Genomic DNA, 12,213 nt, shown 5'->3' with positions numbered 1-12,213 from the left:
CAGGCCAAACAAGCAGCCGAACTAGTAGATTTCAGGGAAAGCTTATGCGTTTGAACGGGGAAGCCAAGGCGTCTCATGCGACCGTCGGGCCTCAAAAGCATCAATGGAAGGAGCGGCCTGTAGCGTCTGGCCGATATCATCAAGTCCTTCCAGCAGACTCTGCTTGCGACCGGGGTCAATATTGAAGCGGATTTCCGCACCTTCTGGCGTGGTAATGATCTGCTGCGCAAGATCGACCGTAAAGCGATGATTAGGCCCGCCGGTCTGCTCCGCCATGGCTTCGCAGACCTCAATTGGCAGGGCGATGGGCAGAATGCCATTCTTGAAGCAGTTATTATGGAAGATGTCCGCAAAGGAGGGGGCGATCACGCAGGTGATGCCCTGATCCAGAAGCGCCCACGGCGCATGCTCGCGCGAGGAACCGCATCCGAAATTGTCGCCTGCGATCAGGATACCGGCATTTGCGTGGGCTGGCTGGTTCAGCACAAAGTCAGGATCTGGGCTGCCATCCGCCTTGGTCTTGAGTTCGTAAAACAGACCTGTCGATAGACCCTCGCGTTCCGTCGTTTTCAGGAACTGTTTGGGGATGATCATGTCGGTGTCGACATTGGCCATCAGCCGGCCCTTGTCAGTCAGGGCAGCGGCGGTCGAGAGGAGCGTGGTGAAAGCTTGCATGGCCCTGTTCTAATCCCGGGAGTGGGCAATGAACAAGGTGGGGACGCCCAGAGTCTTGCCCTTTACCGTGAAGACTTGCGTTCCGGGTTTGCGGCCGTTGCGGATGTTCGAGGTTTCGATGCCCGCTTTGGCGAGACGGTCATGCGCGGCCTGGATGTCGCGGACCGCCCAGGTCAGCCCCCAGATCTGGTCATCGGCGACAGGATCGGCTTCCTGATCAAGCCGGTTGATGATCTCCAGTGTGAGCCCGCCTGTCTTGAAAAAGAGAAAGCGCGTCTTCCATTGTTCTGCTGTGCGGTCGAGGCGCAGATCCAGACCGAGGCGCGCGCCATAAGTGGCGGCAGCGCGGTCGGGATTGGGTGTATTGATGACGACATGGTCGAGCGCGTGGACACATGCTTGGTCTACGTCTGAGACCGCATCTTTAGCATCCGGTTCGATAATAAAGGTCTTGATGCCCGCCATGGCGTCATCGCTGCACCGAAAGCGCTTCCAGCTGCGAGGCTCGCCGGTTTCCAGATGTGTGCTTTTCCCGGGCTGAATAGCGTCCGGATGGAGGCCCCGGCGGCTGAACAGCCGGTGGGTCTGTGCGATATCCTTGGTTCGAAAGGCCAGGCTTGTAAGCGCTGCGCCGCGATCGACAAGCTCGCGAATTCTTGGCGCCGCGTCGGTGTCGCCGTCGGGTGCCATAAGCTCAATCGCGGTGTTTTCCACGCGAAAGAGGGACGTGGCAGCGCCCCCTGAGGCTGCGCGCCAGTTGGGCGCACGGCCCAGAAGCTTGGAATAGGCGTCGGTACCGGCCTCGATATCACCGCAAAGCAGGACCAGATGGTCGATTGCGGTCAGCGGGCCGGCACCAGTCACTTCGGTTTGCCTATTCTTCGGCCGCAATGATGGTTGCGGTGCCGCTTGCGCCATTGTCGCCGGTATAGGCCGTCGAATGGCCGACTTCATCGCCTGGCTCCGCGAAGGTCATGCAACCATTATAGGCGTCGCTTTCGATACACATCTTCGAGGCGTCTTCGTCATAGGTATAGGTCCCATCGCCAGAAGCGGAGGTAAGCGTGCCGTCATCATGGAAAACGGCTTCCTGATCATTCCCGCTGTCGCTGTCGAATTTGACCGTGATTGAAGCGGCGAAGGCAGGCGCGGCGCAGATCGAGATGGCCGCAAGGGCGAGTGCAGTACGTTTCATTAGTTCCTCCAAGTGTTAAGCTTATTAGTACTCTATTAACCAAGAGGATTAGGTGGACGCTGCGGCAAGCGCAAGAAAAAGCGTTTCGACGCCGAATGTTTCTAACCGATCACGCCGGTAATCGCAGCGCGGGCGGCGAGGGCCGGGCTCATGAGATGAGTGCGACCGCCGCGGCCTTGGCGGCCTTCGAAATTCCGGTTCGAGGTTGAGGCGCAGCGCTCTCCCGGGGCGAGGATGTCCGGGTTCATGCCAAGACACATGGAACAGCCGGGCTCACGCCATTCAAAGCCAGCGTCGAGGAAGACGCGGTCGAGACCTTCTGCTTCCGCCTGGGCGCGCACCAGACCAGAGCCTGGAACGACCATGGCGCGCACGCCGTCGGCGACCTTTGACCCGGACGCAATACGCGCGGCTTCCCGCAGATCTTCGATACGCGAATTGGTGCAAGAGCCGATAAAGACGCGCTGTATCGGCGTGCCTGCGATCGGCGCGCCCGGGGCAAGGTCCATATAATGGAGTGCGCGTTCGATCGCGGCTTTGCGGACGGGATCTGCAATGGTTTCGGGGTCCGGCATGCTTCCTGACAGGGGTATGGCCTGCTCCGGGCTGGTGCCCCAGGTTACAGTCGGTTCAACGTCTTCGCCGCGGATCTCGACAATGCGATCCCAATGCGCGTCGTCATCCGAATACAGCATCTCCCAATAGGACTTAGCTACATCCCAGGCGCCTGCCTTTGGGGCTGCCGGTCGGCCTTTCATATATTCGAATGTCGTCTCATCCGGCGCGACAAGACCGGCACGGGCGCCGCCTTCAATTGCGAGATTGCAGAGCGTCATGCGCCCTTCCATGGAAAGCGCGCGGATAGCTTCGCCGCGATATTCCATGACGTGGCCGGTTCCGCCTGCAGTCCCGATAACGGATATGAGATGGAGGGCGAGGTCCTTGGCGGTCACACCATCGCGTAACGTCCCGCTGACTTCGATCGCCATGTTGCGAGACTTCTGGGTGCGCAGCGTCTGGGTCGCGAGAACATGCTCGACTTCAGACGTCCCGATGCCGTGCGCCAGCGCGCCGAAAGCACCATGCGTGGAGGTGTGGCTGTCACCGCAGACAATGGTCATGCCGGGTTGGGTCCGGCCCTGTTCGGGGCCAACCACATGAACAATGCCATTGCGGACATCGCCCATCGGGAAGAATTCGATGCCGTATTCGGCCACGTTGCGCGAGAGCGCCGAGAGCTGATTGCGGGCTGCTTCATCGCGAACGCCTTCAAGCCCGGCGGCCTGGTTCTCGGTCGGCGTATTGTGATCGGCGACTGCGAGGGTGAGTTCAGGCCGGCGTACCTTGCGCCCATTCGCCTTGAGGCCAGAGAAAGCCTGCGGCGTAGTCACCTCATGAATGAGGTGAAGGTCGATATAGATGAGGGCGTCGCCACTTGCGGCGTCCGTGTCCACGAGGTGGGCGTCCCAGATCTTGTCGTAAAGTGTCTTGCCCGGCATGTCAGAGCGGCCTCCTGCTGCGGTGCAAAAGACCATGTGGGACAGGGGATGACAAGACCGTCCGCCACGTCCGGTGATGGCAATGTCAGGCAAAAGAAAAGGGCCAGCTCATCGAGCTGGCCCTTTCCGGGTCATTCTGGTTCAGGCTTGTCCTAGCAAGGGCAACCTGGGCCGACGTTCAGGACCACCAGAGAAGCGCGCTGCGTCTCATAACGGGTCGGTGCGACGACGGTCTCAACCTGGCCGCGGACGCGGCGGTATTCGATCGGCTGGACGATACGACGCTCGACCGGCTGGATCACGTTACGCTGGGTGACCGCTTCGAAGTAGGACTCGGTGTACTCTTCGCGATATTCCTCGGTGACCTGCGGGATGTAGTTCACCTGGGTTTCCGGGATCGGCTCAGCTTCGACGCGGCCTGGCAGGTACTCTTCCTGATAGATCGTGTCGCGGACGATGGTCTCGGTCTGCGGACGAAGCACGCGGCGCTCGATTGGCTGGATCGTCGTTACGACAACCGGCTGGACCACATTGCGGGTAACCTGATCGACATAGACGTCTTCAACTTCGAGGACGGTACGCTCGGTAACCTGCGGAATGATCTGCTCGGTGATCTGAGGCGCCTGCTCGGTTTCAACACGAACCGGAAGACGTTCTTCTTCGTAGCGGGTCGCAGCGGTGACGGTTTCGGTCGTACCGCGAAGGATACGGCGCTCAACCGGCTGGATCATCGTGCGGACGACTGGCTGATACACATCGCGGCGGGTGACGGCATCGACATAGGTGTCGGTGTACTCTTCGCGGGTGTTCTCGGTCAGATCCTGGACCACGTTCTCGATGACTTGCGGGACTTCGTCCTGCTCGACACGAACCGGTGCGCGGACCGTTTCGTAACGGGTGTCAGCGGTGATTGTCTCGGTGCGTGGACGCGTGATGCGGCGCTGGACCGGAACGATCGTGGTACGTTCGATCGGCTGGGTGATCTCACGGCGGGTCACGACGTCGTAATAAGTCTCGGTCGCTTCCTCGACATATTCTTCCGTCACATCCGTGGTGACGTTCTCCTGAACGGCAGGGACTTCGTCCTGCTCGACACGGACTGGAAGATACTCTTCCTCGTATACGGTGTCTTCAGTCACTTCTTCGACGCGAGGACGAACGATGCGGCGTTCGATCGGCTGGATGAGCGTGCGCTCAACCGGCTGGACGATTTCGCGGCGGGTTACAGCGTCAAAATAAGTCGTGGTTTCCTCGAACTCAGTGTTCTCGGTTACGCGCTCTTCGACGTTCTCACAGCACAGGACGCTGTCGATCGCCTGCTGTTCACCACCAAGGTAGCGAACATCAGCGCCGCCGGACGTGCCGCTTTGCTGGATGATTTCACGAACTTGAGCATCTGTAAGGACGCGTTCGTCGGTTGCGGAACCAGCTGAAGAAAAACGCTCTCCAACTGCTTCATGTTCCCAGGTGCCCGCTTCGCCATCGGCGTGGGCCGCGAGGGGGAGTGCAGCCAAGGCAACGACACCCACCATAAGTTTCTTGCTAAGTTTCATTCGACCTTCCCCAATTCTGACCCCACCGGCCAACTAAAGGATATTAAGTTGCCCGAAGCCCTCGGGACCGTTGTTGATACGCCATAAATACTGACGTCGCTCATTTCGTATACGAAACGGTAATCTTGAAACCAACTAGATTCCCTTCGCACGCGAGCAAGACCTTGAAAAACACTGTCCCAGATGGGGAAAACTTGGCTTTCGCGGCCCGCTTGTCACCTACTCTGCAAGCCATATGCCGTAGTGTTATGGGGGTATAAGCCAAAAGTGTTGCCGCCAGAACACAAAAACCCCGCAACTTCCGTTGCGGGGTTAAAAAATTACCAAATATTAGGAAATTCTACTGGTCGGAGGTGTTTTCACCCTCTGCCGCATCGTTTTCTGCGGCTGCAGCTTCTGCCTCGGCGGCTTTGCGCTTGGCTTCTTCCGCCTCTGCGCGATCCTTGGCAGCCTGCTCACGGCGGGCAGCTTTCTGCTCGACGCGCTGACGCTTGCGCTCGGTCTTGGACACGGTGACCTCGGTGGTCTCCACGCCGTGGCCAGTGGTGCGCTCTGCGATACGGGCCGACTTACCGCGCAGATTGCGCAGATAATAGAGTTTCGCACGGCGAACGCGGCCCTTGCGCTTCACTTCGATGCTCTCGATCATCGGCGAGACGACCGGGAAAACGCGCTCGACACCTTCACCGAAGGAAATCTTGCGGACCGTGAAGTTCTCATTCACGCCTTTGCCGGCGCGGGCGATGCAGACGCCTTCGAAACGCTGGACGCGTTCACGGTCGCCTTCGCGAATGCGCACATTCACAGACAGGGTATCGCCAGGAGAAAAATCCGGGATTTCCTTGCCTGAAGTGACGCGTGCCACTTCTTCAGCTTCGAGCTGTTCAATCATGTTCATCGTCCGTCTCCGACGCTCGTATTCTTTGCCCGTTGAGGTAAGCGGCCCATAAATCGGGACGACGCCCTTCTGTCAACAGTTTACTGCGGTTGAGCCGCCATTGGTCGACCTTGCTGTGATCGCCTGACAAAAGGACATCCGGCGTGTGCTGACCTTCCCATATCCGGGGCAGGGTATATTGCGGGTATTCAAGCAGCCCCGCCGAGAAACTCTCATCTTCGATGGAGGTTTCATTCCCGGCTACGCCCGGCAGCAGCCGGAGCGTTGCCTCTATAATGGCCTGCGCTGCGACTTCGCCGCCGGCGAGGACAAAATCGCCTAGCGAGACCTCTCTCATGCCACGCTGGGATATGACGCGCTCATCCAGTCCTTCGAACCGACCGCAGAAGCAGATGAGGCCTGGACCGCTCGCAAACTCATGCGCAAGCTTCTGGGTGAATGTCTCACCGCGCGGGCTGAGATAGATGAGCTCGCGGCCATTTCGGTCGATACTGTCGATAGCGGCGGCAGCGACGTCAGGGCGGATGACAAGACCCGCGCCACCGCCTGCAGGCTTGTCGTCGACCTGGCGATGTTTGCCGAGGCCGAAGCTGCGAAGGTCTGTCGTTTCCAGTGACCAGATGCCCTGCTCGCGCGCGCGCCCGAGTATAGAGACATCAAGCATGCCCGGAAACGCGTCCGGAAAGAGCGTGATGATTGAAACGTCAAACGCCATGGATCTGCTTTTCATGCCGTCCGGAAATGTGAAGGCTTAAGCGCGGTGCTCAGGCCTTCATCATTCCGGCCGCCTTCAGCGTCTTGCCGGCGCGAAGGACGCGGGCAAGCATGTGCTCGGTCGAGCGGTCGCCGCCATTGGAATCCGGGTGGAATTTGCGGATGTACTCGCTGTAGCGCACGCGGATCTCATTGGCGGTTGCGCCAGCCTCGAGATCAAGTTCAGCTAGCGCCTGCGCGGTAACGCCTTCAGACTGCTGTTCCTTGCGGCGGGCCTGGCGGGCCTCGGCATTCTGTTCGAAGAATTCCTTGCCACGCCAGCGACGAGGATCATGCGCGGCAGCGGCCTTGTCCTTGCCCATCGGACCGGTGCCGAATTTCCAGGTCTTCTGGAAGCCGTGCCGGGCCATTTCGTTGAAGGCCTCCAGCTCGGCATCCGACATGCCTGCAAAGAAGTCATAGTTGCGGTTATACTCCCCCGCATGCTTCTGGCAGAACCAGTAGACACCTTCGAGGCCTCTCGGCTTCGGTGCGGGGTGATCACCTGCCAGGTCGCAGTCGTCGCGATGACACTCTCGTGTCTCGACGGCTTTCTGGCGCTCTTGCTCCTCCTTCGGAGGCTTCACCCGTATATCGGTGAACTTGACGCGGTATGAAAATGCATCTGCCATGGGTCAGGGAACATAGAGTGAAGAGTTTAATGAGGCCAGAATTGACAAACAGATCAGAGCGGATTCGTGCGAGATTGACGCAGCTTTTTACACCTAGCGAGCTGATTGTCAGGGATGACAGCGCCATGCATGCCGGTCATGCGGGTGCGCGCCCCGAAGGTGAGACCCATTATAAGGTCGAAATTGTGTCACCAGCCTTCGAGGGAAAGAGCCGGGTAGAAATGCAGCGGGCGGTGAATTCTGCGCTGAAAGATGAGTTCGATACCGGGCTGCACGCTCTTTCCATAACGGCGCGGGCGGGCTGAAGCCGGGCGGCGTCTGCGTCTTCCCGGTATTAAAATTGCAGATCGTTCAGGACCGGCACAGAAATTGGTCTGAAGACGATGTTCCTTGCAGTTGCGCCAAACCCTCACAAGAACGGAGCGCCGACGCGCATCGCCAAGCTTGCCAAGCGCGGCGGCCCTGTCTGGGCGATCGATGCCGAAGCGCTGCACCGCAATCCCGAACTTCTTGCGCCTTTTGGGCGTAATGCGCCAACATGGATCAAGCTCGCTGACGCTTTGTCTGTCGTTTTTGTGATGCTGGCCGTGATGGGAAGTTTCATGATCGGCTGGTGGATGTTCCTGCCCGGAATGGCGCTCAGCCTTGCGCTAGGGGCTGTCGCTCGCTGGCTTGCGGCACATGTCGCGCGCAAAGCGGCGAAGCAGTCCTACGAGGCGTTACTTCGGTTGCATTCGATGCAGCTGATGTGGCTGATCTCTGCCTAGAGCCGCTGCACCGTGAAAATCATCGCGATCAGAATTGCCAGCATGAAAACAAGCGTCAGGCCGACGGCGATGACGCGGCGGGTTTGTCTGCGGTCCCGAACGCGGCCCTCGACCGACCTGCGCGTCAGGATGAGGTGGTTTGCGACAAAGCCGATCGCAGCAATAACGGCAAACAAGGCTGACATGTAATAGGCGATAAGCGCGGCTAGACCGGCTGCCAGCAGCAGAACCACTGCGATCTGCGCAGATGCCGTGCGCAGCAGGGCCCTGATATGCGTATCGGCGCGCGCCGGGTCGAGCTTGTCGTAGGAGGTATTGGGAGAGGCGATGGCCGCGATCCAGGCGCCGCCGGCGCTGAGGCCATACATATAGATTACGATTGCGCGCGTGAGCTCATGATATTCAATTGGCAGGCGCAGCAGCATGGCGGATCAGTCCCCGTTGAAGAGGCCGGTCTGCTGGCCGCTATCGGGAGGCGACAGGCCGAGCCGCTCATAGGCGAGCGGGGCTGCAATCCGGCCGCGCGGCGTGCGCGCGATATAGCCCTTCTGCATGAGGAATGGCTCAATCATGTCCTCTACAGCATCCCGGGCCTCTGACAGCGCGGCAGCCAGCGTATCGGCGCCCACGGGTCCGCCGGCATAGGTGCGAACCAAGGCTTCGAGATACCGCCTGTCCAGCGCGTCGAGCCCGTCCTGATCAATCTCAAGACGCGAGAGCGCGCGGGACGCGGCGGCCTTGTCGATGGAAGCGCCTTCGGCTTCGGCAAAATCGCGCACACGGCGCAAGAGCCGGATCGCGATACGCGGTGTGCCGCGGGCGCGGGTTGCAATCTCGAGCGCCCCTTCTTCGGTAATGTTCGCGGACAGTTTGCGGGCGGCCGCCATGATGATGCGGGACAGATGCTCCGGACTGTAGAAGTCGAGACGCATCGGAATGCCGAACCGGTCCCGGAGCGGATTGGCGAGAAGACCGGCCCGCGTAGTCGCGCCGACTAGGGTAAACGGCGCAAGATCGAGCCTGACAGAGCGCGCCGATGGGCCTTCGCCGATCACGATATCGAGGGCGTAATCCTCCATGGCCGGATAGAGGATCTCCTCCACGGCTGGCGGCAGACGGTGGATCTCATCAATGAAGAGTACATCATTGGCTTCGAGATTGGTTAGAATGGCCGCGAGATCGCCAGCCTTGGCGATGACAGGGCCTGACGTGGATCTGAAACCCACACCCAGCTCTTTCGAGACGATTTGGGCCAGCGTCGTCTTGCCCAGGCCGGGCGGGCCGAAGAGTAGGACATGATCAAGCGCCTCGCCGCGGGCTTTGGCCGCGTCGACATAGACTTTCAGGTTCGACTTGATCGCATCCTGGCCGACATAGTCTTCGAAAGACTGCGGGCGTAAGGCACGGTCCAGCGCTTCGCCGGACTGGCGCTCAGGATCGGTGAGACTTCCGTCCCGGCTCATGAGGGCGCTAGCTCTTTCAGGCCGGCGCGAATGAGGGCGGAGGTGTCAGCCTCAGGATTATTTCTGGATGCAGCGAGCACGGCCCTGGACGCGTCGGCTTGCGCGTAGCCAAGGTTTACAAGCGCGGAGACGGCTTCGCTCCGGCTGCCTGTAGCAGCGGGCACTTCTGCCTCAGTTTCTTTTGTGGATGTATGTGGGGCAAACGCGCCAAAGCGGCCCATAGGTGGCGGCTTGCCGGACAGCTCTCCAATGATGCGTTCAGCCAGCTTCTTGCCCACGCCTTTGGCGCGGGAAATAGTGGCTGCATCACCCATGGCCAAGGCGTCCATCAGCTCGGTTGGCGAAACGGCGTCCATGATTGCCATGGCTGATTTGCCAGCAACGCCGGGCACGTCCTGCAGGCGCACGAACCAGGCGCGCGCCTCATCACTTTCAAAAGCGAAAAGCGTAATCGAGCTTTCGGTAACCCGGGTCTCAATATGCAACTCAGCCTTGTCGCCAGGCGACAGGCGAGAGAGGAGCCGGGCACCTGCGAGCGCGACATAGCCAACACCCCCAATGTCGATCATGACGCTGTCGGTCCCGACCGTCGCGATCTCACCTCTGAGCCGACCGATAATCATGCCGCCCCCCTTGCGCGCAGCTGGGCCGGCATCCGGGCGTGATGGGCTGTGCAGATCGCGCAAGCGAGTGCATCCGCCGCGTCGGATGGCAGCTTGCCAGCTTTCGGCAGCAGCCGCGCGACCATGAAGCCGACCTGTGTCTTGTCTGCGGCACCGGTGCCGACCACAGCAAGCTTGATCGTGCGCGGCGAAAACTCAAAAACATCGAGACCGGCACCATGAAGTGCGGCCATAGCAACGCCCCTTGCCTGACCGAGCTTGAGCGCCGAGCGCGGGTTCGCGTTGACCAGTGTTTCCTCTACGCCGCCGATTTGCGGCTGGTATTCCGCTGTCAGCAGACCTATCGCTTCGAAGATGCCGCCAAGGCGGGCCGCAAGGCTCAAGCCCGTGTCGATACGGATGACGCCATGGGCAATGTGGCTGAGCCGGGAGCCTGTCTGTTCTATCACGCCCCAGCCGGTATGGCGAAGGCCGGGATCGATACCGAGAATGCGGAGGGTCTCTGACATAGGAGGCGAAAAACCACTATTCGGGTTAACAGGCTCTTCCTGTTTTCCTGATTTGTTCCGCCCCGGCAAGGGAGAGTTTGTGTTCGTCTGCTATCAGGCGAAGATAAATTCTGGCGTTGTTACGCCGGGCGCAAAGACGCCTGCGGTCAATCGGCCGCCATAGACCGCGCCTGTATCGAGGTTGAAACGACAGGGCGGATCACCTGCGAGTTCAGGTGACGCATCGTCGGTTGGCGTGTGCCCATGGATAACTGTCCAGCCTTCGAGCGCGCTGTCTTCCCATTGGTCCGGCTCGAAAAAGCGCTGCGAGCGCGTCCACATATGGGTTTGCGCGCCGCAATGGGGAAAGCTTGATGGGTCGACGCCGCCATGCACGAAAACTAGATGACGATCTTCTTCCAGATGAAGCGTCGGCAAATTACGGACCCATTCAATGTCGTCTTCTGGCGGCATGTCGGTGCCGCGGCGAATATAGCTATGCAGGGTCGCGTCACCGCCATTGCTAAGCCAGTGAAGACGCGAATCGCCATGTCTTTCGTCCGCGGCATCCAGCATCATCTGCTCATGATTGCCACGCAAATTTACGACCATGATGTTGGTTCGCGTTTCGAGGTCTCGCAGTAATTCGATGACGCCTGCGCTGTCCGGGCCGCGATCAACATAGTCACCGAGATGGATGAGTTTGAGCCAGTTGTCGGCGTGCCATTCCAGATGATGCGCCACGATCTTTTCATGCAGCGCTTCAAGCCGGGCCAGCTCGCCATGAACGTCGCCTATTGCATAGATGACAGCCTGATCGGCCAATGGGTACCTCGCCGGTTCCAGTGTCTGCGCGTCTGCTATCAACGTCCTGCCTCTGAATAAGTTGAGGACATTCTACAGGTGCGGGTATCCAGACTTGCGACAAGTCGAAGCCCCCACAGGCTGTTCGTTGCAAAAATCCGGCCATTCGGGAGGGTGAGTTCTTCGGCGTCGATGGGGCGCTCCAGACAGGGCGTGCCGCGCTCCTCAAGCTTCGCCATCACCCGGCCGCGCATATAGCCAGGGCGGACCCCTTCAGAGGGCGGCGGCGTGACCCAGCTGCCATCTGGCTGGGTGATGAAAAGATTGGCCATCGCAAAGCAGGCAGGACGCCCCTGCATGTTCAGAAGCAGGGCTTCATCCGCGCCAGCGGCTTCGGCTTCGCGGCGTGCAGCCAGACTGTCGGCGTAATTGGTCGGCTTGATCTGGCTGACAGGGGAGGTTTCATTGCGCCGGATCGAAGAGATGACCGCTGAAAGCGGCGCATAGGGCCGTGACTGCATAATTGGGAAAAGGCTGATAACGGTGAGCGGCTGGGCCTCTCCTGCATCGGCGCCCCGACCGCCGGCCCCGCGGCTCAGCGTGATACGAAGGGATGCGCGGGTCCCTGCGACGCTCGCCACTTCACCGAGTGCGGCGAGAAGGGTTTCATCGTCCGGATAACCAGATATTGAGAGCGCTTCGGCGGACCGGCGAAGCAAGGCGATATGCTCGTCGGCGCCTTCGATCTCTCCCTCTGTAACGCACAGCGTTTCAAAGCAGCCGTCGCCGAGCAGGAAACTGCGGTCGCGGACCGATACGGCAGGCTTGGCCTGACGCTCAGCTCCAAGAAATGCGATATCCAT

At 59.9% G+C, this 12,213-nt stretch carries 16 protein-coding genes; 2 read left to right on the top strand and 14 right to left on the bottom strand.

Going from position 1 to position 12,213, the window contains the following annotated elements; genetic code table 11:
- Positions 1–42: 42 nt before the first annotated feature.
- The 8 genes from leuD to D1224_RS07365 form a co-directional block, all read right to left on the bottom strand.
- Positions 43–675 (bottom strand): 3-isopropylmalate dehydratase small subunit, encoded by a 633-nt coding sequence (gene leuD / locus D1224_RS07400; protein WP_119379250.1) that lies wholly within the window; start codon positions 673–675, stop codon positions 43–45.
- 9 nt (positions 676–684) lie between these two features.
- Complete coding sequence (locus D1224_RS07395; protein WP_233350443.1) at positions 685–1,539, bottom strand: VOC family protein; 855 nt, start codon at positions 1,537–1,539, stop codon at positions 685–687.
- A gap of 10 nt (positions 1,540–1,549) precedes the next feature.
- Positions 1,550–1,870, bottom strand: a complete 321-nt coding sequence (locus tag D1224_RS07390; protein ID WP_119379249.1) for a hypothetical protein — start codon at positions 1,868–1,870, stop codon at positions 1,550–1,552.
- 101 nt (positions 1,871–1,971) lie between these two features.
- Positions 1,972–3,369, bottom strand: a complete 1,398-nt coding sequence (gene leuC, locus D1224_RS07385; protein WP_119379248.1) for a 3-isopropylmalate dehydratase large subunit — start codon at positions 3,367–3,369, stop codon at positions 1,972–1,974.
- 152 nt (positions 3,370–3,521) lie between these two features.
- Positions 3,522–4,922: a hypothetical protein gene (locus tag D1224_RS07380; RefSeq protein ID WP_147372348.1), complete on the bottom strand. Its 1,401-nt coding sequence runs from the start codon at positions 4,920–4,922 to the stop codon at positions 3,522–3,524.
- A 340-nt stretch (positions 4,923–5,262) separates the two neighbouring features.
- Positions 5,263–5,820 carry a 50S ribosomal protein L19 gene (gene rplS / locus D1224_RS16840; protein WP_119379246.1) on the bottom strand — a complete coding sequence of 186 codons (558 nt, stop codon included), beginning with the start codon at positions 5,818–5,820 and terminating at the stop codon, positions 5,263–5,265.
- Positions 5,807–6,550, bottom strand: coding sequence for a tRNA (guanosine(37)-N1)-methyltransferase TrmD (gene trmD, locus D1224_RS07370; protein ID WP_233350442.1), 744 nt, complete (start codon positions 6,548–6,550; stop codon positions 5,807–5,809). Before trmD ends, rplS begins: the two co-directional genes overlap by 14 nt.
- A gap of 34 nt (positions 6,551–6,584) precedes the next feature.
- Positions 6,585–7,205, bottom strand: coding sequence for a J domain-containing protein (locus D1224_RS07365; RefSeq protein WP_119379244.1), 621 nt, complete (start codon positions 7,203–7,205; stop codon positions 6,585–6,587).
- Positions 7,206–7,279: 74 nt separating this feature from the next.
- Here D1224_RS07365 and D1224_RS07360 point away from each other — a divergent pair, with 74 nt between their 5' ends.
- Positions 7,280–7,510, top strand: coding sequence for a BolA family protein (locus tag D1224_RS07360; RefSeq protein ID WP_233350441.1), 231 nt, complete (start codon positions 7,280–7,282; stop codon positions 7,508–7,510).
- 78 nt (positions 7,511–7,588) lie between these two features.
- Entirely contained in the window at positions 7,589–7,972 is a 384-nt protein-coding gene (locus D1224_RS07355; protein WP_119379242.1) for a hypothetical protein, read from the top strand.
- Here the strand turns inward: D1224_RS07355 and D1224_RS07350 are convergent.
- The 6 genes from D1224_RS07350 to D1224_RS07325 form a co-directional block, all read right to left on the bottom strand.
- Positions 7,969–8,397, bottom strand: a complete 429-nt coding sequence (locus D1224_RS07350) for a hypothetical protein (RefSeq protein WP_119379241.1) — start codon at positions 8,395–8,397, stop codon at positions 7,969–7,971. The genes D1224_RS07355 and D1224_RS07350 overlap by 4 nt on opposite strands.
- A 6-nt stretch (positions 8,398–8,403) precedes the next feature.
- A complete protein-coding gene (ruvB, locus tag D1224_RS07345) occupies positions 8,404–9,435 on the bottom strand; it encodes a Holliday junction branch migration DNA helicase RuvB (protein WP_119379240.1) in 1,032 nt (343 codons plus the stop codon).
- Positions 9,432–10,121: a Holliday junction branch migration protein RuvA gene (gene ruvA / locus D1224_RS07340; protein WP_233350440.1), complete on the bottom strand. Its 690-nt coding sequence runs from the start codon at positions 10,119–10,121 to the stop codon at positions 9,432–9,434. Before ruvA ends, ruvB begins: the two co-directional genes overlap by 4 nt.
- Positions 10,055–10,567, bottom strand: a complete 513-nt coding sequence (gene ruvC / locus D1224_RS07335) for a crossover junction endodeoxyribonuclease RuvC (protein WP_119379238.1) — start codon at positions 10,565–10,567, stop codon at positions 10,055–10,057. Before ruvC ends, ruvA begins: the two co-directional genes overlap by 67 nt.
- A 93-nt stretch (positions 10,568–10,660) precedes the next feature.
- Complete coding sequence (locus D1224_RS07330; protein ID WP_182482205.1) at positions 10,661–11,371, bottom strand: metallophosphoesterase family protein; 711 nt, start codon at positions 11,369–11,371, stop codon at positions 10,661–10,663.
- A gap of 38 nt (positions 11,372–11,409) precedes the next feature.
- Complete coding sequence (locus D1224_RS07325; RefSeq protein ID WP_119379236.1) at positions 11,410–12,213, bottom strand: aminotransferase class IV; 804 nt, start codon at positions 12,211–12,213, stop codon at positions 11,410–11,412.

The sequence above is a fragment of the Henriciella barbarensis genome, assembly GCF_003576345.1.
Taxonomy (GTDB): domain Bacteria; phylum Pseudomonadota; class Alphaproteobacteria; order Caulobacterales; family Hyphomonadaceae; genus Henriciella; species Henriciella barbarensis.
This window is presented reverse-complemented; position numbering and strand designations above follow the sequence as displayed.